13 protein-coding genes are annotated in these 22,414 nt (G+C 59.0%); 9 read left to right on the plus strand and 4 right to left on the minus strand.

Annotated elements, in window-relative coordinates:
* Window positions 1-247: 247 nt before the first annotated feature.
* The 3 genes from HMPREF1494_RS08375 to HMPREF1494_RS08390 all read left to right on the plus strand — a co-directional run bounded on the left by HMPREF1494_RS08375 (window position 248) and on the right by HMPREF1494_RS08390 (window position 9,461).
* Entirely contained in the window at window positions 248-6,142 is a 5,895-nt protein-coding gene (locus tag HMPREF1494_RS08375) for a Spy0128 family protein (protein WP_231495381.1), read from the plus strand.
* Window positions 6,143-6,296: 154 nt separating this feature from the next.
* Window positions 6,297-8,039, plus strand: a complete 1,743-nt coding sequence (locus HMPREF1494_RS08380; protein ID WP_034522035.1) for an isopeptide-forming domain-containing fimbrial protein — start codon at window positions 6,297-6,299, stop codon at window positions 8,037-8,039.
* 357 nt (window positions 8,040-8,396) lie between these two features.
* Complete coding sequence (locus tag HMPREF1494_RS08390; protein WP_034522040.1) at window positions 8,397-9,461, plus strand: glycerophosphodiester phosphodiesterase family protein; 1,065 nt, start codon at window positions 8,397-8,399, stop codon at window positions 9,459-9,461.
* A 44-nt stretch (window positions 9,462-9,505) separates the two neighbouring features.
* On the opposite strand, the gene upp is transcribed toward HMPREF1494_RS08390, so the two are convergent.
* From upp to HMPREF1494_RS08410, 4 genes are all read right to left on the minus strand, one after another.
* Complete coding sequence (upp, locus tag HMPREF1494_RS08395) at window positions 9,506-10,147, minus strand: uracil phosphoribosyltransferase (RefSeq protein WP_003837791.1); 642 nt, start codon at window positions 10,145-10,147, stop codon at window positions 9,506-9,508.
* Window positions 10,148-10,394: 247 nt separating this feature from the next.
* Window positions 10,395-11,111 (minus strand): hypothetical protein, encoded by a 717-nt coding sequence (locus HMPREF1494_RS08400; protein ID WP_034522043.1) that lies wholly within the window; start codon window positions 11,109-11,111, stop codon window positions 10,395-10,397.
* Between the two features lies 1 nt (window position 11,112).
* A complete protein-coding gene (locus HMPREF1494_RS08405; protein ID WP_034522047.1) occupies window positions 11,113-12,210 on the minus strand; it encodes an NUDIX hydrolase in 1,098 nt (365 codons plus the stop codon).
* An 81-nt stretch (window positions 12,211-12,291) separates the two neighbouring features.
* Window positions 12,292-14,526, minus strand: coding sequence for an RNA degradosome polyphosphate kinase (locus HMPREF1494_RS08410; protein ID WP_003837786.1), 2,235 nt, complete (start codon window positions 14,524-14,526; stop codon window positions 12,292-12,294).
* 620 nt (window positions 14,527-15,146) lie between these two features.
* Between HMPREF1494_RS08410 and HMPREF1494_RS08415 the strand changes: the two genes are divergently transcribed.
* The 6 genes from HMPREF1494_RS08415 (at window position 15,147) to HMPREF1494_RS08440 (ending at window position 22,403) form a co-directional block, all read left to right on the plus strand.
* On the plus strand, window positions 15,147-15,782 hold the full coding sequence (locus HMPREF1494_RS08415; RefSeq protein WP_231495382.1) for a TetR/AcrR family transcriptional regulator: 636 nt from the start codon (window positions 15,147-15,149) through the stop codon (window positions 15,780-15,782).
* A gap of 181 nt (window positions 15,783-15,963) precedes the next feature.
* Complete coding sequence (locus HMPREF1494_RS08420) at window positions 15,964-18,126, plus strand: beta-glucosidase family protein (RefSeq protein ID WP_034522052.1); 2,163 nt, start codon at window positions 15,964-15,966, stop codon at window positions 18,124-18,126.
* Window positions 18,123-19,385: an MFS transporter gene (locus tag HMPREF1494_RS08425; RefSeq protein ID WP_003837781.1), complete on the plus strand. Its 1,263-nt coding sequence runs from the start codon at window positions 18,123-18,125 to the stop codon at window positions 19,383-19,385. Before HMPREF1494_RS08420 ends, HMPREF1494_RS08425 begins: the two co-directional genes overlap by 4 nt.
* 411 nt (window positions 19,386-19,796) lie before the next feature.
* Entirely contained in the window at window positions 19,797-20,624 is an 828-nt protein-coding gene (locus HMPREF1494_RS08430) for a P-loop NTPase (RefSeq protein WP_034522055.1), read from the plus strand.
* Complete coding sequence (locus HMPREF1494_RS08435; RefSeq protein WP_034522058.1) at window positions 20,605-21,594, plus strand: CpaF family protein; 990 nt, start codon at window positions 20,605-20,607, stop codon at window positions 21,592-21,594. Before HMPREF1494_RS08430 ends, HMPREF1494_RS08435 begins: the two co-directional genes overlap by 20 nt.
* Window positions 21,591-22,403, plus strand: coding sequence for a type II secretion system F family protein (locus HMPREF1494_RS08440; protein WP_034522173.1), 813 nt, complete (start codon window positions 21,591-21,593; stop codon window positions 22,401-22,403). Before HMPREF1494_RS08435 ends, HMPREF1494_RS08440 begins: the two co-directional genes overlap by 4 nt.
* Window positions 22,404-22,414 lie beyond the last annotated feature (11 nt).

A 22,414-nucleotide genomic window follows, 5' to 3' on the forward strand; every position in this document is an offset into this window, starting at 1 on the left:
GCATGTCTTTGTAAGGTATGGATAACGATTTGTTCTACCAGTGTTTACGTAGCGAATAAGGCTAAGGATAAGGTTTATAATGGGTGGGTTCTCTTGTTTGCGTGGAGGGGCGAACAAGGGTGCTCTGAGTAATGTTCCGCAACCCGTTGCTGCCGTGGTGGCCGTTGTGATGCTCCTCGTCACGGTGATCGTGGCGCCTTCCGCACAAGCCGATGAGACTTCGAGTGTCCCTTTTTCGGATCATGTGGTGAGTAATACCGTGAGCCCGTCCGGCACTACCATCAATTTATTCGATTATTGGGTGCAGCCGTATGGGTGCGCGGATATTGATGATAGCTACTGCAACGGTCAAGCGTTTAACCACTCCGACACGGGGATCAATGCAGGTAAACAGCTACGTTTCACGTATAACGGCGAAGGCCAAAACACCATCAACAAATGGACGGGAAGCGCCTCGCCGCGCAAGAGAATGGTCAAGTCGCTGCTGCAGGACGGCTATCCGGTTATCGCGGCAGACCAACTGTATTCCTGGGACGGCAAGATAACCGACGGTACGCAATCGCTGGCATACCTGTTCGATACCGAGAATACCGAGAGCGATTCCAGGAAGGCCTATCCGAACGTAACCGGCCTACTGCAGCTGCAGAACGGCTACTATGTGTACGATAGCACCAAGAATTTCGCTACATTGAACGACAAGTCCACGTCGGGCAAATCGTCATATTCCATGACCTTGTACGATACTCCGGGTGTGCGGGCGGAATGGGGCAGCTCCGTTGGTGAGTTTTTCCCCTTCAACTCTGCCGAAGACGTGTTCGAGGACTCCAACGGGTCGTTGTCGAACAAGGTTTCGTCGAGGAACTCCGTGCTGAACCATTACTTCGGCGTGCATTCCCAATCGGAGTTCATGCAGCTGGTCAACGGCATCATCAACGACGAGGCGATGACCTTCGACTTCCAAGGCGACGATGACGTATGGGTGTTCATCGACGGCGTGCTGGTCGGCGATGTCGGCGGCATCCACAACAGCGCCGCCTTGCACATCGACTTCCAGACGGGTTCCGTGAAGGTGACGGACGCATCCGGCAACAGCACCTACACCAATACGACGATTCGCGAGATGTTCGCCAACGCGTACGGTGGTGAGGATTCCGACGAATTCCAATCCGTAGAATGGTCACAGACCAACACGAGCACCTTCGCGGATAGCACCTACCACACGCTGGACTTCTTCTATCTGGAACGCGGCAACAACGAGTCCAATCTGAAACTCAAGTACAATCTCGCCGACATTCCCGAAAACAACCTGGTCAAACTCGACCAGCAAGGCAACCGCGTGGCCGGAGCGAACTTCGAACTGTACAAGGCGGGCAGCGACTATTCCTACACTGCCGCCGACCTGATTAGCAAGGGCACCACCGATAAGGACGGCGTCTATACGTTCACCAACCACGAGACCGGCAAGCCGGTGAATTTCGCCGATCTCGCCCGTAACGGCCGGGGCATCACGCATTACGTGCTGAAGGAGACCAAAGCTCCGCCGGGATACCGCAAATCTTCGGATATTCATTTGCGCTACCAGATCAGTCCCGCAGGAGACGGCGTGCTGCTCTGCAACGATGAGAGCGGCAAATGGGATTCAGGCGCGTGGTCGGTGGCCCACGAAACGATGACCGTGGCCGACGGCGCCACCGTCTACGACATGAACGGCACATCCCATGACGTTACTCAAGGCAAGGTCTTCGCCGTCATCATGCACAGGGATAAGACGGCCGCCGGCACGCTGGAGTCCGATGCGTGGAGGGCGGTTTCCGGTAGCGCATTGGAAGGCTGGAACCTATCGCCCGATGCGGTGAATGGTATGGCTGACGTCGTCCAGCTGGCCAAGTCGGATGGCGCCGGAAGCACGAACTACCTGCATTTCTTCGGCCTGGATTCCGAAGGCAAGTATTCGGCCTCGATTTCCAGCCTGCCCGGTGACATTTTCACCTACTATTTCATGCGCTCCGACGAGGAAAAGGCTGATTCGCTGTATGCCATGGGCGTGTACTACACCACGGCCGATTCCACGGACGGCATCAATGCCTCGAACACCGTTCGTCTGGACACTACGGAGACGGGCGCATACGGCCGGCAGTTCCTGCGTAATTTCGGCGTGCAGATCGCCATCACCGATGTGCGCAACGATCCGATCGTGCAGAAGGTCGATGATGCCGGTAACCCAGTGGAAGGTGCGGAATTCAGCCTCTATGCCGCGGATCAGGTCAATGCGGACGGCACGAGCCTGCTGGAGGGAGCGACCGCATTGCAGACCTGCGTCACGGCGAATACGAGCTATCCGTACGAGATGAAGGGCTCGTGCATGTTCGGCATGGCGGGCTCGTCTTCCGAAGGTGTGCAAGGCAGTGGCGTCGATCTGGACAACGGCACCTATTACGTCAAGGAAACCAAAGCACCTGAGGGTTATGAGATCAATGACACGTTGGTGAAACTGCTCATCACCGATAACGGCATCTTCGCAGACGCCGGCACCGAAGATAATGGTGTCTCCACCATGACTCATATCGGTACGTTGAACGAGGTGCTGAAACAGTTCGCGGCCAATCGCGATATCAATTGCACGCTTTCCGATCTGAAGGTCACGCAGTTGCGTTGCGCGGATGAGGAATGTGTGACCAATGGCAGCTGGTCCGAAACCATCGGCTCCGAACATGGGAAGTCCGTGGACGTCAGTTGGACCGGCAACTACAAGAATGGCTACTACACGCTGACCGATCAAAGCACCATGACGGATAACGGCTTCGTCAACACGACCGGTTGGACGTACTACAAGGTCAGCCAGGCCGAAGACAAAGACGATGGCTCCCAAGGGAAGGGCGTTCGTTTCAGTCTGAAGAATTCCAACCTGGCGCATATATTCACCGGCGCGAACGTGATTCGCGTGCAAGATAAGCGCAAGGCCAGTCTGACGCTCACCAAGAAGGTTACGGTGGGTGACGGTTACGACAAACCGGATGATTTTGACACGCAGCGGTTCTCGTTCGACGTCACGTTGAGCGCAGATGACGCCGCCACATTGCAGCAGGATGGCACAACCGACTATTATCATGGCACGATTTCCGGCGGTACCGGCGACGGCAAGAAGGACGATCAGCAGATCGTCATGAAACTGCATCGCGATTCCGAATCCGCTACTTCCGGCAAGCTCCTCCAGTGCGTTGCGGATGGCGACACCGATGCGGAGAAGTGTGCAGAGACCGCATCGATCACGCTGTCCAACAAGCAGACGCTCAGCATCGCCAATATTTCGGACGGCGTCACATACACGATTAAGGAAACGGGCCTGCCGAACGGTTACGTGTTCGAAAGCGCGCAATCCAGTAACCTGACCGGTACCATTCAGCGCTCCTCCGGCATTGCGGCCGCGGTGGTGGGCAACGTGTACCAGCCGAACAGCATTACGTTGGTTGCGGGACGGTTCGTCACGGTCGTGAAGAAAGTGGTTGGTAGCGCAACAGGCTCATATCCGTTTGAATTCCAGCTACAGGCCGCGCAGGGCACGCCGCTGCCTACCTGCGGTACCGCCGATACCTGTTCCGTTTCCGATGTGGACGCCAACGGCAATCATGTCATGAAGAAGACGTTGACGTATCAGACTTCGGGTGAGCAATCGCAGAGCATGACGTTCGGTGACATCACCTTCACGAAGCCGGGCACGTACACATATTCGTTGTCTGAGATCACGCCGTCTTCCGGCGCTCTGCAAGGGTTCAACTATTCGCGTGCGCAGTACGTGGTGACGGTCACGGTTGCGGTTGAGGATGGCAACCTTGTGGTGGCCGGCGTCAAGACGGTCCGAACATATGACGATTCCGGCGCCGCCGTGACCGGGACCGATGCAACGGCTACTGAGAACCAGGCCGTATTTACCAACAACTACAGCAAGGACCCACGAGCCGTCACCTTCTCCGCCACCAAGAACTACACGGAAAACGGCTACCCGTATCAGGCCGGCATGTTCAGCACGAAGCTGACGGCAATCGGCAGCTATGCGACCGCCAGCGGAGCCAAGACGACGGTGGCGGAGCTGCCGAATAATGCGGATTCGGTGCCGATGCCTACCGGTAGTTCCACGGGCAGCATGGATGCCGACTTCGATGATTTCCACACGGCCAGCTTCCCGCGGATCTCATTCGGTGGCGGTACCGGCAACAACACCTACGTGTACAAGATCACGGAGAACAGCGGAACCGTGGCCGACGCGACCGCCATGACCTACGATTCGACTGAATATTACGTGTTCGTGGCCATCACCGTCACCGACGATATGGTGAACGCCGATATCTCGTACTACAAGAACGAAGCCGGCACCCTGACCAAGGTGGAGATTCCTGCGGACGGCTCGAATCCGGTCCGGTTCACCAATACGTATGCGGCTTCGGCGGTCTCCGCCACTCCGCAGGGCAGCAAGACGCTGACCGGGCGCGCACGCACAGCCGGCGACTCCTTCTCCTTTGCGCTGACCGCGGCGGACGAAGCCACCCAGGAAGCCGTGACGAATGGTACCGTCAGCGGCGCCGCCTGCGCAGACGACTGTGCCGTTGAAAGCATTCTCGCCAGTGCGACCTCAACGAATGTGACGGCGGAATCCGGTGAAGCGCAATCATTCGAGTTCACGCAACTCACGTTCGGAAAAGCCGGAACCTACACCTTCAACGTGGCGGAACAATCCGGCAATGCCGGTGGCATCACCTACGACACTCATATATCGACGGTCACCTACGTCATCTCCGATACAGATGCCAACGGCAAGCATACCGGCAGACTGAACGTGGCGAAGGTCAGCTACAGCAACGCCACCGCCACGACCGAAGCCGACCGCAAGGTTACGGATGCGGCCGCGTTCACCAACGCGTATCACGCCACCGCAACGTTTGCCGGTCTCACCGTAACCAAGGAACTGCACAACAGGAACGCCGGCACTACACGCAACCTGTATGCGGGCGAATTCACCTTCACCATCAGTGGTGACGATGAAGCGTCGGCACAACGCATTTCGGCTGGAACGTTTGCGAGCGACCGAAAATTCTCCAACGGGTACGCCGCTGGCAGTGAGGCACAAAGCGCAACGGAATACGGCAATGCCGTAAGTGGCATGACCAAGCTTTCCAATCTGGTGTTCAACGAATCCGATGTCGGTAAGACCTACCGTTTCGTGGTCAAGGAACTAGCACAACACACCAATCCGAATACCGGAGCGGTGAATACAAAGTTGGACTCGGATTCTACGAAGCTGACAGGCGAAACGGCCACGGATGTGAAAATCGACGGTATCTGGTTCAGGCAGTGGACGTACCTGGTGAGTGTCACGGTGAGTGACAACGGCGACGGCACGCTGAACGTGAGTACGTCCAAGAGCGTGGTGAAAGGCGACGGCTCGACGTCGACGGCTGATGACATCACATTCGTCAATACGTATGAAACGCTGAAAGCGACGGAAATCGACGATACTTCCGCATCCGCGCCGCTGTACAAGCAGCTCTCCGGCCGCGACTGGTCTGATTCCGAAAAAGACCGGTTCACGTTCACGGTGGAGAAGTGTAACTACAGCACCAACGCCGGTTCGTTCAGCGATGCGAGCTCCATCGTCTGCACGAGTGACGGCACTGCGCTGAGCACGCTTCCCTCGCCTTCAAGCTCTTCAGTGACTATAGGTAAGGACCAAGTGGTCCCGACCAAGGCCGGTAATTTCGCCAAGATTGGGTTCGGCTCATTCAGCTTCTCCAAGCCGGGTGCCTACGTGTACAAGGTGACGGAAGTCGCCGGTGACGATACCACGCTCACCTACGCCGCCAACGTGCGTTATCTGCGATTCCGTGTTGAGGAAAACCAGATGAAGGGCGTGTATTCCGTAATCGTTACCACGCCTGGATATGATGCGCCGACGGCTACCGACGCCAATGACGGTGCCGCATTCGTGAATGTGTGCAAGAGCGCGGAGCGTCTGCCGTTGACGGGTGGCCTGACGACCAGAAACTTCCTGGTCGGAGGATTTGTGGTCGGACTGCTGGCGGTGTTCGCCGGACTGGGCATTCATGAGTGGTGGAACAAGCAACGGCGAAAGGAGCAGCTATTGGAATAGACGTAAGGCATCCCGTAGCGGCTCCGGCAGGTGTTTGCTGCGGAATCCCGGAATGAAGACTTCATAACTGAAATACCGAATCGATTGAAATTTGTGGCGTCCTAACGAAATGGATCGGCGGGACGCGAACAACCGAACGAGAGAAGAAGGACTCATGAAGATGAGAAAACTATTCGCCGTGGTGGCCGCAGCAGCGACCCTGATCGGTGGTGCCGTATTCGGCGCCGCCACTGCCGTTGCCGACGGCACGGCGACGATTACCGCATTGAACGCACAGCAGGGCTGTACATATACGGCGTATAAGTTTGCGGAATTCTCAAACCCGCAGGGTGTCACCAAGATTACATCCATCGATATCGCTACCACGGCGAGCGGCTCTTTCCTAACCACCATCACCACTGCAGCACAGGACGCGAAGAACAACACCACCGTTCCTGCGGAATACAAAAATAATGTCGCCGCATGGATCGCCACGTTCAGCGCTTCGGAACTGCGCACGTTCGCAGATGAGATGAAGGCTTCCTTGAGCGAAATCACCAATCTGAACGATTTCAACAAGGGGACGGCCACCAACACCGGCAGCTCTCCTGCGGATACGGCGATTCCTCTGACTGAAGAAGGCTGGTATATCGTCGTCAAGCATCACACCGAAGATAGCGCTGTCGTGACGGACAGTGTTGCTGTGGTGGCTTCCACGATTAATGGCTACACTACGATGGAATTCGACCTTGACGATGGTCAGAAGAACGTCATAGCGCTCGGTCAGTTCAACCCGAAGGACGAAAACCAGCCGAACGCGCCGAACAAGTACGTGTACGACAAGACCATGTGCAGCGAGGATATCTCCAAGAACACCGATTCCATGGATGACAAGTCGGTGAGCGTCGGCACTGAACTGTGCTACGTGGTACAGACGAACGTGTCGAAGGCCGCTGCCGGCTATACCACGTATCCGATTACGATCAGCGATACCGTCTCGAAGGGCCTGACCTACAACGAGACCGACGGCGCCGTTCAGATCAAGGCGTACTGGGGCGATATGAAGTCGACGAGCGCCGATGACAAGCATCTGATCGATTCGTCCGCCTATACCGTCACGACGACTTCGAACGCTGATGGCTCCACCACCATGCTGGTGGCATTCACCGACGCCCATAATTGGGCTGGCAACCAGTTGTGGATTTCCTACTCCGCGACCGTGAACAAGGATGCCGGAGCCGCAGATGCCGTCACCGTCAGCAATTCCGCCAAGGTGCAGCATAACGGCAACGACTGGTCGGAAACCACGAGCACGCATCAGTATGTAGGCGGCTTCTCCTTCTTCAAGTATGGTGTGGACAACAACGTTGAAGCGGCCCTTTCCGGAGCCAAGTTCAACGTGTTTGGAGGAACGAGCGCTACGGGAACTCCGCTGACCTTCACCAAGGTGGATAATGCGGACGGTACCTCGTATTACTACTATGACCCGGCGGGAACGGTTACCGAGGTGGAATCCGACAGCGAAGGCAACGTCAAGGTATACGGTCTGAAGGGCCACATGAGTACCGAGTCCGAGGACGATGGCGTATATACGCTGAAGGAAACCGCGGCACCGAGCGGTTATATGAACGTGGATGCCGTCAAGCCGGTGTTCACTGTCCGTGTGGATCTGTCGGTTACCAGCGGCGTGGTGAGCAATACGCTCCTCCTTACGTCGAATAATAATGGGCTGAAACTGGCTTCCCAGGATGGCACTGATAAGTCAATCAAGGTAAAGAACGTGAAGTCCCTCACGCAGCTGCCGCTCACCGGTGGCGCGGGCATCATCCTGTTCTCCGTGATCGCGGCGTTGCTTATCGCCGTCGCGGCAATCGCGACCGTGCGTATTCGCGCCGTCAAGCGCGAGTTGCAGGCCTGAAGGTTCCCGGCTCCGACCTGTGAAGGCTGCTCCGATTCGTGAGCGCTGATCGCCAGAGGGCGATACGCAAAGCCATTCGGCAAGCGTATCGCCCTCGTCGCGTATCAACGGGCTCTACGTAACCTCACATCTCATGTAAGGGTCCGAGAGATATTGCCGACTGTCTTCTGCATTTGCCGGAAGGCGGCATACTGCATGGACCTAGCACCCCCGACATCTCTCGATTTGCTGAATTTCAGGTAAAAACCGGGCAGAGTGCGTGAATCTGGGATACTCTCATAGAGAATGCCCCGTGCGCGAGACCAAGCGAATTCGTGCAGGGGAATGTTGTCGGGCCAATCGTGAAGGAGCATGCCCATGTCCAGTTCGTTCTTCAAGAAGGCGTTGATCGGCGGCGCAGTGGCCGCAGGAGCGGCGGTGTGGGCCATTGCGCCGCGCACCTTTTCCGACAAGCGTCGCAACTACGTGCCGGCCATTCCGGACGTATGGTACGCCCATCGCGGTCTGCATGACGCCGGTTCCGGTCTGACCGCGCAATACGCCGCCGAAAGCGGCGAGTACGTGGCACTCGCCCGCCGCATGGCCATGAAGGCCGGCTATGGCAATCCGAGCGTGCTTGGCGCCATCGCGCCGGAAAACTCCCTAGCCGCTTTCGCTGCCGCTTGCGAAGCCGGTTACGGCATTGAGCTCGACCTGCAGATGACCGCCGACGGCGAAGTCGTAGTGGTGCATGATGATGACCTGATGCGTGTTGCGGGGGATCCGCGCCGCATCAAGGATCTCACCTATGACGAGCTGACCCGCATCCCGCTGTTCCCGACCGACGCTCCGGGTGCTTCCAAGGCCGCACCGTTGCCGGGCTCTCTCGAGAAGCCTCCGCTGGTCACCACGCCGGACCATGCGCCGGAAGGCTACTACCAGCATGTGCCGTTGTTCGCCGACGTGCTCAAGGTGGTCGCCGGCCGTGTGCCGTTGATTGTGGAGTACAAGTTCGAAGACAATTCCAAGTGGGATCCGCGCGACGTGGAACTCATGGAAAAGGGCGACGCGTTGCTGCAGGCCTATTCCGGCGCATATGTGGTTGAATCGTTCAATCCGGCCGCCGTGAATTGGTATAAGGAAAACCGTCCGGAAGTATGCCGCGGACAGCTATCTTGGTGGCCGGAAGGCAAGGACGCGCCGACTGATCCGGTGGCATTGGCCAAGGAGTATGCGGCCGGAGCGCTGGTCTTCGATTGGATTTCCCGCCCTGACTTCGTAGCCTACGATTGGAAGGGCGGCAATAGCCCGCAGGTGCGTCTGGCCCGTTTCATGGGCGCGGTGCCGGTCTCATGGACCGTGCGCAGCCGTGACGAGCTCGCGCAGTGCGTCGATTGGTTCGACCACCACATCTTTGAGGCGTTCGTTCCCGACGAGCGTTGATGCAAGGCCCAATCCAGCCGATCAGGGCTGGATTGGGCCGGCAATCAGTCGATTACGCCATAGAGTCGATCGCCGGCATCGCCCAGACCCGGCACGATGTAGCACTTGTCGTTGAGCTTCTCATCGACGGCGCACAGCACCAGCTTGAATTTGATGGACGGGTCGAGATGCTCCTCAACGAACTTCAGGCCCTCCGGAGCGCCCAAAATGCACACGGCGGTGATGTCTTTGGCACCGCGTTCGGCCAGATAATGCGTGGCGGCAACCAGCGTGCCGCCGGTGGCGAGCATCGGGTCGATCAGGAAGCACTGACGGCCGGTCAGATCCTCCGGCAGACGGTTCGCGTAGGTAATCTGCTGGGTCGGATTCTCCTCGTCGCGTTTCATGCCGAGGAAGCCGACCTCTGCGGATGGAATCATCTTGGTCATGCCGTCAAGCATGCCCAGGCCAGCGCGCAGCACGGGCACGATGAGCGGAGCCGGAGAGGCGATATGCTTGCCGATCATCGGGGAGACCGGGGTCTCGATCGGCTTGTCGACGACTTCGACGTCGCGAGTGGCTTCGTAGGCCTCGAGCATCACGAGTTCGGAAACGAGCTCGCGGAAGGTGGAAGAGGCGGTGTTCTTGTCACGGAGAACGGTGAGTTTATGGTCCACCAGCGGGTGGTTCAACACATGAATATCCATGCTTTCCAAGATTAGTGCATGATAACGAAGAAATGCGCCGAACCACGAAAGCGCCTGTCGGCGCAAAGGCCGCTCGCAGCGGCAAAAAATGGAGCCCGGGGCTATGCATGGCCCGGCGCGAATCCCATTGTACAGGCGTGGAGGACGGGGTGTGAACACGTGTCGCGTTCCCCCCGCAGGCGTTGGATCGCTTCGGTTTCGGGCTTGTGGGTTCCACTCCGGTATGACGGCGGCAGTTCGAGGAATCCTACTCCAGTCGTCCGCGCCGCCAAAGGCTCGCACCATGGCGGAAATCCTTGGCGGTGGCAAACAGGTTGCCGGCGGTGTGCAGCAGTCGTGAGGCCTTTGCCCGGGCGGTTTTTTCGGCATCTCCAGCGGATTGCGCTCCGCGCGAAGTCAGTTTCTTCGCCTCGATGCGCAATCCCAGCGCAACCACGTCGGTAAAGGCGGCGGCACGTTCCAGCGCAACGGCGAAATCACCTGTAAAAGCGCCGGCCAGAATGGAATCCGCGGTGTGCGCGATATCCTCTTCCGTCGGGGCCTGATCGACTCCGGCAATCGCGGAAGCGGTCGTCGCAATCGGCTCGCCCACGCGCCACAACCGCGCAATCGACTCCCGGTTCTTGCGCATCCACGTACGTAGCAGATACAGACGCCACAGAATGCCCGGCAGTGAATCCGGCTCGGCGTGGCTCCACAGTTCCGCGATCACGTCAACGCCTTCATGGTCGACCAGCGTAAGCACACGTTCCACCAATGCCGCATCCTGCGTGTGATGCACGCGATCAAGCAAAGCCGCCGCCGAAGCGTGGCTCATCTCGTTGATCTGCGCCGGATCCGCACCGCCCGCGATATTGTCGGCCATCATCTGGTCGAGCTGGCCCGGGCGTGAGGGGCGTGGCGAACCGGTATTCGTGAAACCGGCGGTACGGCTGGGAATCACGGAACCGGAGCCGTAGTGCATGTTAGTAGACAAGTGGCGTGACCTTTTGAATATCGATGATGTTGGGACCTTGCGGTGTATCGATTATAAACATTGCGACGGCCGTACCGGTAGGCATATAGGGAGACTTGGCGATGAGCTGTTTGGCGAGTTGCTTGCGCGAGCACATGCCACGCAGATGGTCGAACATGCCGCCGATCACCGGTCGATGCATGCAGATGGCCGTGGTCTGTCGCGTGTTCAACGTCTGCCTGATCTGGTCCAGAAACGCGAGCCAGGCCATAGTCGGATGATCGGCGAATGCGTCTTCCGTCAACGCATCGATATGCTCCATCGGCCGGTCGGTCTGCCAGCTGAGGACCTGTAGCGTCTCCTGACAGCGCATCCACGGCGACGTGGCCAGTCGGGTGGGATTGTAGCAGGCGAGCTCGCGGTTGAGTGCGAACGCCGCGGCCGCACCTTTCGGCGTGATCGGACGATTCGCGTCGGTGCCCTTCCATGATTTGCGTGATTCGGCCTTCGCATGGCGTACGATCAGCAGATTCTGCGCGGTCGCGGCGCCCTCCTGCACACGGTCGACGAACGCCGCGAGAATGTCCTTATCGGTGGAATGCGTCAGGATTTTGCGTGCCTCACGTACCGACACCCACACGATATCGTTGATTTCGCCTACGTCCGCGCGATGCACCGGGCCGAATGCGTCGATGAGATGCTCGGCGTCCTCTCCGGTGATGGGACGTGCCATCCAGTACAGCGTGTGCTTGGTGTCGACGGTGCGGTCGTGCGAATGGCGGGTCTTCTTGCCTTCCTCGGACAACGGGTATTCGACCTCGCCCAAGTACGGACCGAGCGCAATGCTTACGCCCGTCTCCTCGCCGATTTCGCGAACCGCCGCATGACGGTGTGATTCGCCCTGCTCCAGCTTGCCTTTCGGCCAGCTCCAATCATCATATTTCGGTCGATGCACGATGCAGACTTCAATGTCGTCGAGCAGTTCCTTGGCTGTCTTCCGCGTTGCGATCTGAGGATTGTCGGCGATTTGCCCGCCGACCTTCCAGCGGTAGACGATACCCCCCGCAGCTTCCACGATACGTCTCATCTTCTCGCTCATGCCTTTCATTGTAAGCGCGACGAAAGTGGCCGACTCTGCGATGTGCAGAATCGGCCATCTTCTGATGGTCCCTCAACGGAACGGTGCGACTCAGTGCGTTGCCGGACGGCGCGTATGGCGCTTGATCAAGTATTCCTGGCAGTCAACCAGCGGGCGGCCTTCGGCGTCCTTCGAATGACGGACGTACGTGCCATCGGCCTCCATGTGCCAGGAGGCGGTGGAATCGGCCATCTGCAGGTCGACGTACTTGATCAGCTCGTCGATCTGCTCCGGTGCGGTGATGCGGACCAGTGCCTCGACTCGGCGGTCGAGATTGCGGTGCATCAGATCGGCGGAACCAATCCACACCTCAGGACCGGCGGCCGGGCCTTCGCCGATCTGCGGGCCGTCGGAGTTGGCGAAGGCGTAGATACGGCTGTGCTCGAGGAAGCGACCGAGGATGGAACGCACGCGGATGTTCTCGGAAAGGCCCGGAACGCCCGGCTTGAGCGCGCAGATGCCACGTTCGACGATGTCGATCTTCACGCCGGCCTGGCTGGCGCGGTACAGCGCATCGATGGTCTTTTCGTCGACGATGGAGTTGACCTTGATCTTGATCCATGCCTCCTTGCCGGCGCGTGCGGCATCCTCCTCGCGGCGGATGCGCTGGATCAGGCCGGAACGTACGGTGCGGGGGGCCACCAGCAGGCGGTGGAAACTCGACTTCGGAGCGTAGCCGGACAGCTGGTTGAACAGACGGGTCATATCCTGACCGACTACCGGATCGCAGGTCAGCAGACCCAGATCGGTGTAGATTCGTGCGGTCTTCGGGTTGTAATTGCCGGTGCCCACATGGCAGTAGCGGCGCAGGCCGTCGGCTTCCTGACGTACCACGAGGCTCAGCTTGCAGTGGGTCTTCAGGCCTACGATGCCGTACACCACGTGCACGCCTGCACGTTCGAGCTTGCGGGCCCACGCGATGTTGGCATCCTCGTCGAAGCGGGCCTTGATTTCGACCAATGCCAGCACCTGCTTGCCGGCATGCGCGGCGTCGATCAGGGCGTCGATGATCGGCGAATTGCTGGACGTGCGGTACAGCGTCTGCTTGATGGCGAGCACCTTCGGATCGGCGGCCGCCTGCGCTAGGAACGCCTGAACGGAGGTAGAGAACGAATCATACGGGTGATGCAGGAGGATATCGCGTTCGCGAATCGCTGCAAAGATGTCTTGCGCGCGGGATGACTCCACCTCGGCGATCTGTCGGTTCGTAGTCGGTACGAAGGAGCGGTATTTCAGGTCCGGACGATCGATGCCGCCGAGCTCGAACAGTACGGTCGCGTCGAGCGGTGCCGGCAGGCGGTACACCTCGTCGGCGCTCACGCGCAACTGGTCGGCGAGCAGCTGGGAGAGGAACGGGCTGGTCTCGTCGGAGATCTCCAGACGGATCGGCGGTCCGAAACGACGGCGCAGCAGCTCCTTCTCCATGGCGTTGAGCAGGTTCTCGGCATCATCCTCTTCCACGTCGATGTCTTCGTTACGAGTCACGCGGAAGGAGCGGGCTTCCTTGATGATCATGCCCGGGAACAGGGATTCCAGATGGGCGATAATCAGGTTCTCCATGGTGATGAAGCCGTAGCGGACATCGGTGGTCTCGTCATCGGTCAGGTCGTCGACCGGCACGAGACGGTTCAGGTTGCCAGGGATCTTCACGCGTGCGAAGTGGGACTTGCCGGAGGCGGGGTTCTCTACGAGCACGGCGAGGTTGATGGAACCGCCGGAGATATATGGGAACGGGTGGGCCGGATCCACGGCGAGCGGCGTCAGCACGGGGAAGACCTGCTGGCGGTAGTAACGCGAAAGGCGCTCCTGCTCGGCCGCGGTGAGCTTGTCCCAGCTCAGCAGCACGATCTTCTCCTTGGCCAGGTCGGGCAGGATGTGATCGATCATGTAGTGCGCATGCTCATCCTGCAGGCGGTGGGCCTGCTCGCTGATGGCGCGCAACTGCTGTCGGGGGCTCAGGCCGGAGGCCGCCGTGACGGCGATGCCGGTGTCGATGCGGCGCTTCAGACCTGCGACGCGAACCATGAAGAATTCGTCGAGGTTGTTTGCGAAGATCGCGGCGAAGCTGGCGCGCTCGATGATCGGCAGATCCTCGTCCTGAGCAAGCTCGAGGACTCGCTTGTTGAACTTCAGCCAGCTCAACTCGCGGTCGAAGAAGCGGTCGTTCGGCAGCGGTTCTTCACCGGCCTGCAGCTCCCGCCTGTCGTTCTTATCGGTCTCGGCGATGTGCTCAGCAATCTGGCTGCGCAGAATCGCCTTTGAGGGTGCGTCAAAAATCTGTGCCATAGCACACTACTTTAAGCGGTGTTCGTCGTGACATTCCACAAAACGACGCAGAATTTAGCCGGAGTTTACATTAGTTTGATGGATTTGCGAAGGGCACACCGGTGAATGTTCGATTTTCGATTGGGAAAAGGGGTGATTGCGACGTGTCAGGTGGACTTCGGCGTCATTCGCCTGATGGTTGGCGTTCCGGCGGTTCGACGTCGCCGTATGGTGGGTTGCGTACGACACGCCGGAGTGCGGCATGAAGCGCACGCAATCGCACAATCCTCAGGTGAGAATCGCACAAGATAATGCAAATCTCCGATTATGGCGATCGGAAGGGAACAGTTTGGCAAATAACGCAACATAGGCCCGTTTCGGTTTGCATAGCCGTCGATGCTGAGCATAATTACGAAGTACAAGAACAACTTAACAGAGCAGAGCCCACAAAGAGTGTATGACCGAGATAGGTTGTTACGTTGAACGGGCATTGGATAGACTTACCGTTACAACGAGGATGTTGTGCTGCGATTCTGCTCTGAAGCTTCTTGTAGAGAAGGCCCGCTTCGGCGGGTCTTCTTTTTTGTTGCTCCTTCGATATGATTGCTATGCCGAATCAGTGGACGCGAGTGTGGAAAGCGATGATGGTTATGGTGGCTGCCAGGAGTGAGAAGGAACCGGAGGAGTCTCTTGCCCATCCTCGGTTGGGGCCTGCGCAACGGCGGGAGCAGATCATCGATGCTGCCTCGCAGCTTATTTCCCGCAACGGATTTTGGGGATTCTCAGTGCGTCAGGTGGCTGCGCAATGCGATCTGACCGAACCCGCGGTCATCTACCATTTCAAGAACAAGGTCGGCCTGCTGATTGCGGTGCTGGAACGTCGTGATCGCGAAGATATGGCGCAGTATTCGCATTCTCTTGGCGTGGAACCTGAACAGATTTGGAATGGCGATGTGCGGTTCGGCATTCGGGATATCTGCGATGTGCTGATGGCGCGCAATGCCAAGCAGCCGGAAATCGTGAGGTTGTACACCATTTTGCAAGGAGAGTCGCTCAGCGATCATCACCCGGCATATGAGTACTACCAAAAGCGCGAGCGGCGTGTGATTGCGATGCTGACGCGTGCGGCCGAGCATGATGGTCTGGAACATCCTCAGCAGGAGGCATACCTGGCTCTTGCCATGATGGATGGTGTTCAATTGCGATGGCTCCGTAGCCCCGAAGACGTTGATCTGATGACGTTGTGGCGTGCCTATGCCGATGCTCGCTGGTGGTGATGCGTGTTCGGCGTGTCGTGCCGAATGACGTGATTTGCCAATCTTTCCGATCGCTGCGTAAGAGCGGCATGTGCAGATAATTAACTACGTAGTTAATTCATGCTATAGTGGTACTTACATAATTAACTATGTAGTTAATTAATGGCATACCTTGGCTCGATGATGAGGAAGGGAGAACCTGATGACGGCATTCGATCAGGCGGTCGAAACAATCCGACGGGGCTCAGATAGCGCAACTCTCGCCGCACAGCTCTATGGTGAGCTCACCGATGACGAGCGGATGAATCTGCTGGACGGTGACATCTACTACTGGCAGGGACGACTGGATATTGTGCGGCATGGCTACAATATCGCGCCATACGTCATGGGGGCCGTGAATCGGCTCGGCATTCCGGGCATACGGTTCGTGGATGGTCCCCGTGGGTGCGTCAGCGGGCATGGCACCGCATTCCCGGTGTCCATGGCACGCGGCGCGACATGGAACGAGGCTCTGGAGGAACGCGTCGGCGAAGCCATCGGAGAAGAGGTACGCGAGCAAGGAGGCAACCTTTTCGGTGGCGTATGCATCAATCTTCCGCGGCATCCCGCTTGGGGCCGCATTCAGGAGACTTATTCCGACCAACCGGTGCTGCTGGGATCGCTGGGTGCGGCGCTGACGCGCGGCGTACGCCGGCATGCCATGGCCTGTGTCAAGCATTTTGCCTGCAATTCCATGGAAAACGCGCGTTTCAAGGTCGACGTGAAGGTTGATGAGGCCACATTCCATGAGGTGTACGGGCCGCATTTCAAAACGGTGATCGATGCCGGTGCGGATGCGGTCATGACCGCATACAACTCCGTGAATGGCGAGTACTGCGGGCAGAACGCATGGCTCATTCGGCAGACACTGCGAAAGGACTGGGGCTTTACCGGTATCGTCGCCTCCGATTTTGTATGGGGGCTGCGTGATGTGACGAAATCGGTGAAGGCGGGTCTCAATATCGAGGAGCCGTTCCATCAACAGCGGTACGCCAAGTTGCGTGCGGCTCTCGGCCGTGGCGATGTGACCTGGGATGACATTCGCGAGCTTGGCGAGCGCATCCTCGATACGCAACTGAGATTCTATGCACAACGGGATATGCGGGAACCCGCCGGAACCATGGCCGGCGCAGAGCATGCGGCGCTCGCCCGTGAAGTGGCGGAGCAGTCCATGGTGCTGCTGAAAAACGATGCGCGGGCACTGCCGCTCGATCCTGCCGCCGTCTCACGTATTACGGTAGCCGGCAGGTTGGCGGATGCGGCGAACACCGGTGATCAGGGCTCTTCGAACGTAAGAGCTCCGTACACGGTGACGCCATTGGAGGGGCTGCGCACGGCATTCGGCGACGATGCGGTGGATTACGCGGAAGGATGCGACCCCGCAGAGGCTGCGCGTCGCGCACGTCATGCCGATGCCGCGATCGTGGTCGTCGGCTACACGGCGAATGATGAGGGCGAATACCTCAAGAGCGTGGTCTCCCCGGATATGCTGCCGTTGCTGCCGGAACCGGTGACTGCGGAACAATGCGCGGCGAAGCAGGCCTGCCAAGCCTACATGAAGGAAGGCGTAAGCACGTTCGGTGGCAATGCGGAAGGCGGCGATCGCGCAAGCCTGCATTTGAATCCGGAAGACGTGGAACTCATCCACGCCGTCGCCGAAGCCAATCCGCGCACGATCGTCGTAGTGGTCGCCGCTGGTGCCGTGCTGATGGACGAATGGGTGGACGAGCCTGCCGCAGTGATGATGGGTTGGTATTCCGGCATGGAGGGTGGGCATGCGCTTGCCGACATCATTACCGGCAAGGTCGACCCGTCCGGACGGTTGCCGTATGCAATCGCGCGATCGGAACACGACCTGCCCCCATTCGACCGTGAGGCGACCAGTGTGCGGTACACGCGCTGGTATGGCCAACGGTTGATTCAACACCGCGGTTCACAAGCATTGTTCCCTCTGGGGTACGGCCTGTCCTACCAGTCATATGGAATTGGGGAACCTGCGATTGCGGATTCCGATAGGGAGCGGCAGACGGCGATCCTGCACGTTCCGGTCACCAACGAGGGCGGTCATGCCGGCCGCCATGTCGTTCAGGTATATGGCAGTTTGCAGGAGGGCGAGCGCGCAGGCGAACGTGAACTGCTCGGTTTCGCATCGGCGTCCATTCCCGCGCGACAGACTGTGGACGTCGCAATATCGCTGGATTTCTCGGCGTTGGGCCGTTGGAATGCACAGGAGCGCAAAGTCGCGCTCGAAACAGGAAAAATCCACATCGAGGCGTCCTCGTTCTGGGGCGATCCCGATGCTTCGACAATGGAGGTCGAACTATGAATACAGCACAACCGACCGTGTGGACGGGAACGGTGAGTGACGAACAACAGGCAAAGGTGCCTTGGGTCGTCGGAGTGGCGCTCGTCTTGGGTGTATTCCTATGGATGGGACCATACATGGGCGTAAACGTGGTGCTGCTCCCCGCGAAGACGGCGCTGCTGGCGGGAGATGGCAAGGCGAGTGTCGTCGCAGTGCTGTCCACCAGCGCCATGATCGTCGCGGCCATTGCCAATATCATTTTCGGTGCGCTTTCCGATTTGACCCGTTCCCGCTTCGGACGTCGTTCCCCCTGGATCATCGGTGGTTCGGTTCTTGCCGCGGCGGCCATGATGTTCGTGAGCTGGGCGCCGACCGTACCGCTGCTCATCGTGGGATGGTGCGTATATCAGTGCTTCCTGAACGCCATCGTCGCGCCATTGATCGCCGTGATCACCGACCGTACGGCACCGAAGTTCCGCGGTACCATCAGCGCCATGTATGCGCTTGGCTACTCGGTTGGCATCTACGGTGGTCAGATGATCGGCGCCCGATTCCTTACGGACCAATCCATGGGCTTTACCGTACTCGCCGTGCTTACGCTGATCGGAGGTCCTCTCGCCGCTCTGATCATGCGCGAAGGTTCCAGCCTGGCCATGCCGAGGAAACGATTCACCGCGCAGATGTTCTGGGAGCATTTCTCCTTCCCGACGAGACATTGCCGTGACTACTATCTTGCATTGTTCGGCAAGTTCCTGATCGTCGCGGCCAAGTTCGCCATCTCCGGTTTCCAGCTGTACATCCTTACGGATTACATGATGCAAAGCGCCGATGGGGCCAAACACTACGTTTCGGTGATTTCCATGTGCATGATGGTGACCGCCATCGCCATGACGGTGATCGCAGGGCCGATTTCCGACAGGATCGGCAGCCGTAAGATTCCGGTGATTGCATGCTCCCTGCTGGTTGCCGTAGGCTCCATCATTCCGTTCTTCTCCAACGATCCGAAGATGATGATCGCGTATGCATTGGTCGCGGGTACCGGCATGGGCGCCTACAACGCCGTGGATCAGGCGCTGAATGTGGAGGTGTTGCCGTCCAAGGACACCGCCGCCAAGGATCTGGGCATTCTGAACCTTGCCAATACCGGTGGCCAGGTGCTCGGTCCGGTGCTTGCCGCCACGCTGATCAATATGTTTGGCTACCATGCGCTCTTCCCGTTGGCTGCCGTCTGCTCGCTGCTCGGCGCGCTGTTGATCGTCTTCATCAAGTCGGTGAAATAAAAGCCCCGGACACCATGATCGATGCTTCGATCAATCAGGGTGCGGGCGGCGAGACATGGTCCTGGAAGCTGCGGACCGGTCCTTGCCGCCCGCACCCTGACGCGTTGCGTGGGCAGAGTGGCGGGAGGTGGTCGGTGGACGGCGGTGGATGACACGCCGGGGGTGTGGATAACCTGGCGTCCTTCGACCACAGGGGTCGGTTTCGCTTGCGGATTCACCGTCGAATGATTTTCAATCGGCGGTATGAACGCTGTACCACCCATTCCCACCGAGGTGCCGTTGCCTCCGCAAGCGGCGACTTCGCGGCAACCCATATCGCCGCAACGTTTCTACACTCCGCCCGGAGTGGTCGGCGACGGAAACGATGACACCGTTCCGCCGCCGTGGTCTGAAGCCGATTCGAGTCCGCCTATGTCCGTGCACGGTACCGTGGCACGCCTGCATGCGGCGCATCCGGTGGCGGAGCATGCCGATATGGACGGCGTGGTGGTGCTGAGCTCCGCAGTCGCCGGTGTGGGAGTCAGCACGTTGGCGGCCATGCTTGCCCGCACGCTGACGCAGCGTGGCGTCAAGTGCGTGCTGGTGGATGCGGACCTGCAGGGTGGCGGATTGGATGTGCTGCTCGGCATCGAAAATGAGGATGGTTCCCGATTCGGTGACATCAATGCGCCGCTTGGCAACGTCGATGGCAAGGCGCTGTTGCGCGAGCTGCCGGTCTGGGATGGTGTGCCGGTACTTTCCTGCGATCCATGGAAGATCGAAAATCCGCAATGGTGGGAGATCCAAGCCTGCATTCGTGCACTCGCACAGACACGCAGGACGGTGATCGTCGATATGGCGAACCATATCGGTCTTGACGGTCTGAAGGATTGTGCGGGAGCCTTGCACATCGTTGCGGTGGAGATGACGGTGCTCGGCCTGGCCCGTGCGAAAACCTGGCTGAAGTCACTCGGAACGGTTGACGGCAATGGCGGATCCTCGCCGATTCTGGTCGGTATCGAACCTCGCGGCACCATACGCAATCGTGGAACCACTGGCATTGCCGAAGCGCAAGAGTATTTGGAATGCGAAATCGGCATCGTCATACGGCCGGATGGCAAACTGTGCAGTGCGCTCCTGGAAGGACTGGGATTGCGCAAGCCGAACACGACTATGCGCAAAGCCCTGGAACGATTGGCCGATCGCGTACAGGAAAGGCGTGGCGGAAAGCAGGCGGATCATGGAACTCGGCCATCTTAGCGAAGTGGCCCGCGAGCCGGGAGTCACCGATATCGCCGTGACCTGCGACGGTTCCGTATGGGTGGATGGCGGCGATGGCATGCGATTGCGCAGATTGCATGTGCCGTTCGACTCCGCGCAGTCCATTCGGAATTTCGCGGTACGACTATGTTCCCAACTTGGCCGCCGTCTCGACGACGCCTGTCCGATAGCCGACGCCTCCACCGTTGACGGCGTGCGCGTGCATGCCGTGATCGCACCGTTGGTCCCGCAAGGTGCGGCCATCAGCATCCGCCTGCCCGACGCCACCGCACCCCGGTTGGAATCCTTGGCGCACCACGGCATGTTTCCGCCGGCTTGGCTGCCATTGTTACGTGGATTGGTACGCCGCAAGGCGACGATGCTGGTCACAGGCGGTACTGGAGCCGGTAAAACCACCATGCTCAAGGCGTTGCTTATGCAATGCCCGCCAACGGAACGCATCATCACCGTTGAAGAGGTGCGCGAACTGGGCATGTTCCATCATGCCAATCATGTGTCGTTGGTCACCAGAGAGGCCAATGTGGAAGGCGTCGGAGCCATAGATCTGTCGCAATTGATCGCAGCGACCCTACGCATGCGGCCGGACCGTGTGGTAGTGGGCGAATGCCGAGGTGCGGAGATCGCGGATCTATTGAGGGCGCTCAACTCCGGGCATCGTGGTGGCATGACCACCCTGCATGCGAACGGTGTGGAAGCCGTGCCATCGCGTTTGGTGGCGCTTGGGCTGCTCGCCGGTCTGGATCCGCGTGCCACCGCCGCACTCGCGGAAAACGCTTTCGATGTGGTGCTGCATGTGGAACGAACGCAAGGATATCGCAGAATCTCGCAGATCGGTCAACTTACCGTGCGGGATGGAAGGCTGCAAGGCAGCCCTTTGGCATTTTGGAATGGCGGGCAGGTGCGAACGAACGAGCGATGGGTGGATTTCATGCGGCGATGGGGCGTATGAGAGCGTGCCGGTACGAGGCCGGGCGATGGCGAGATTCGGAAACACACAAGGAGTCTGTGATGAAATGGTTGGCATGGTGTGCCGCAGTGATGGCTACGCTCGCCGTGTGGCTATGGCTGCGCCGCCATGAGCCATTCGGGCAATCCCGACTGTCGGACCTGCACGGGTGCGTCGATGGCGGTGCAGGACCGAAGGATCAGACGCCGGCAGGGCAGAGGCCGCAAGCCGATGGGCGGGAGGGCAGCGTTGTCGGCGAGCCGACCGGAAACGCAGTGGCGAGCGCGCCATTGCCCCATATGGCAAGCGTGGCATGTGTGGCGGCCCTGCAGGCTTCCGTACGTAGCGGCGCCACGTTGGTGCAGGCCTTCGAAGAACTGGGAGGCTGCGCGTTTGCCACTCCTGAACTCACTCGCTCGCGCATCGAGATGGTGTTGCGATGCCGTTGCCCGCCCGAAGAACAAGGTGGACAGATGCGCCGATTGAGTGCGGAACTTTATGCGGCCTGCCAGCTCAGCATGGCGTTGGGCTGCGAAACGTCACGTTGCCTGGCTGCAGTTTCGGCATCCCTGAAAAGGCAACGACTTCTGGAAGACCTGCGCAGGAACGCCTTTGCCATGCCTCAGGCCACGGTCAAACTGCTGATGGCATTGCCATTGCTCACGGTATTGCTGGGCGAAGGCATGGGCGCCCGCCCTTTGGCCTTCCTGTGCGGTGACGCCAAGGGGCTGTTGTGCTTGGGATTTGCCTTGGGATGCTATGCGATCGGCCTGCTGTGGATTCGGGTATTGCTACGGGAGAATCATCCGTGACGGATCGGGAA

It is taken from the genome of Bifidobacterium sp. MSTE12 (genome assembly GCF_000513015.1).
Taxonomy (GTDB): Bacteria; Actinomycetota; Actinomycetes; order Actinomycetales; family Bifidobacteriaceae; genus Bifidobacterium; species Bifidobacterium dentium.

What these genes read in the sequence shown, in the direction of transcription:
- HMPREF1494_RS08400 (WP_034522043.1), bottom strand. Translation starts at nt 11,111, where the DNA reads ATGCACTACGGCTCCGGTTCCGTGATTCCCAGCCGTACCGCCGGTTTC.
- HMPREF1494_RS08430 (WP_034522055.1), top strand. Translation starts at nt 19,797, where the DNA reads ATGTCCGTGCACGGTACCGTGGCACGCCTGCATGCGGCGCATCCGGTG.
- HMPREF1494_RS08390 (WP_034522040.1), top strand. Translation starts at nt 8,397, where the DNA reads ATGTCCAGTTCGTTCTTCAAGAAGGCGTTGATCGGCGGCGCAGTGGCC.
- HMPREF1494_RS08420 (WP_034522052.1), top strand. Translation starts at nt 15,964, where the DNA reads ATGACGGCATTCGATCAGGCGGTCGAAACAATCCGACGGGGCTCAGAT.
- HMPREF1494_RS08425 (WP_003837781.1), top strand. Translation starts at nt 18,123, where the DNA reads ATGAATACAGCACAACCGACCGTGTGGACGGGAACGGTGAGTGACGAA.
- upp (WP_003837791.1), bottom strand. Translation starts at nt 10,147, where the DNA reads ATGGATATTCATGTGTTGAACCACCCGCTGGTGGACCATAAACTCACC.
- HMPREF1494_RS08410 (WP_003837786.1), bottom strand. Translation starts at nt 14,526, where the DNA reads ATGGCACAGATTTTTGACGCACCCTCAAAGGCGATTCTGCGCAGCCAG.
- HMPREF1494_RS08415 (WP_231495382.1), top strand. Translation starts at nt 15,147, where the DNA reads ATGATGGTTATGGTGGCTGCCAGGAGTGAGAAGGAACCGGAGGAGTCT.
- HMPREF1494_RS08435 (WP_034522058.1), top strand. Translation starts at nt 20,605, where the DNA reads ATGGAACTCGGCCATCTTAGCGAAGTGGCCCGCGAGCCGGGAGTCACC.
- HMPREF1494_RS08440 (WP_034522173.1), top strand. Translation starts at nt 21,591, where the DNA reads ATGAGAGCGTGCCGGTACGAGGCCGGGCGATGGCGAGATTCGGAAACA.
- HMPREF1494_RS08380 (WP_034522035.1), top strand. Translation starts at nt 6,297, where the DNA reads ATGAAGATGAGAAAACTATTCGCCGTGGTGGCCGCAGCAGCGACCCTG.
- HMPREF1494_RS08405 (WP_034522047.1), bottom strand. Translation starts at nt 12,210, where the DNA reads ATGAAAGGCATGAGCGAGAAGATGAGACGTATCGTGGAAGCTGCGGGG.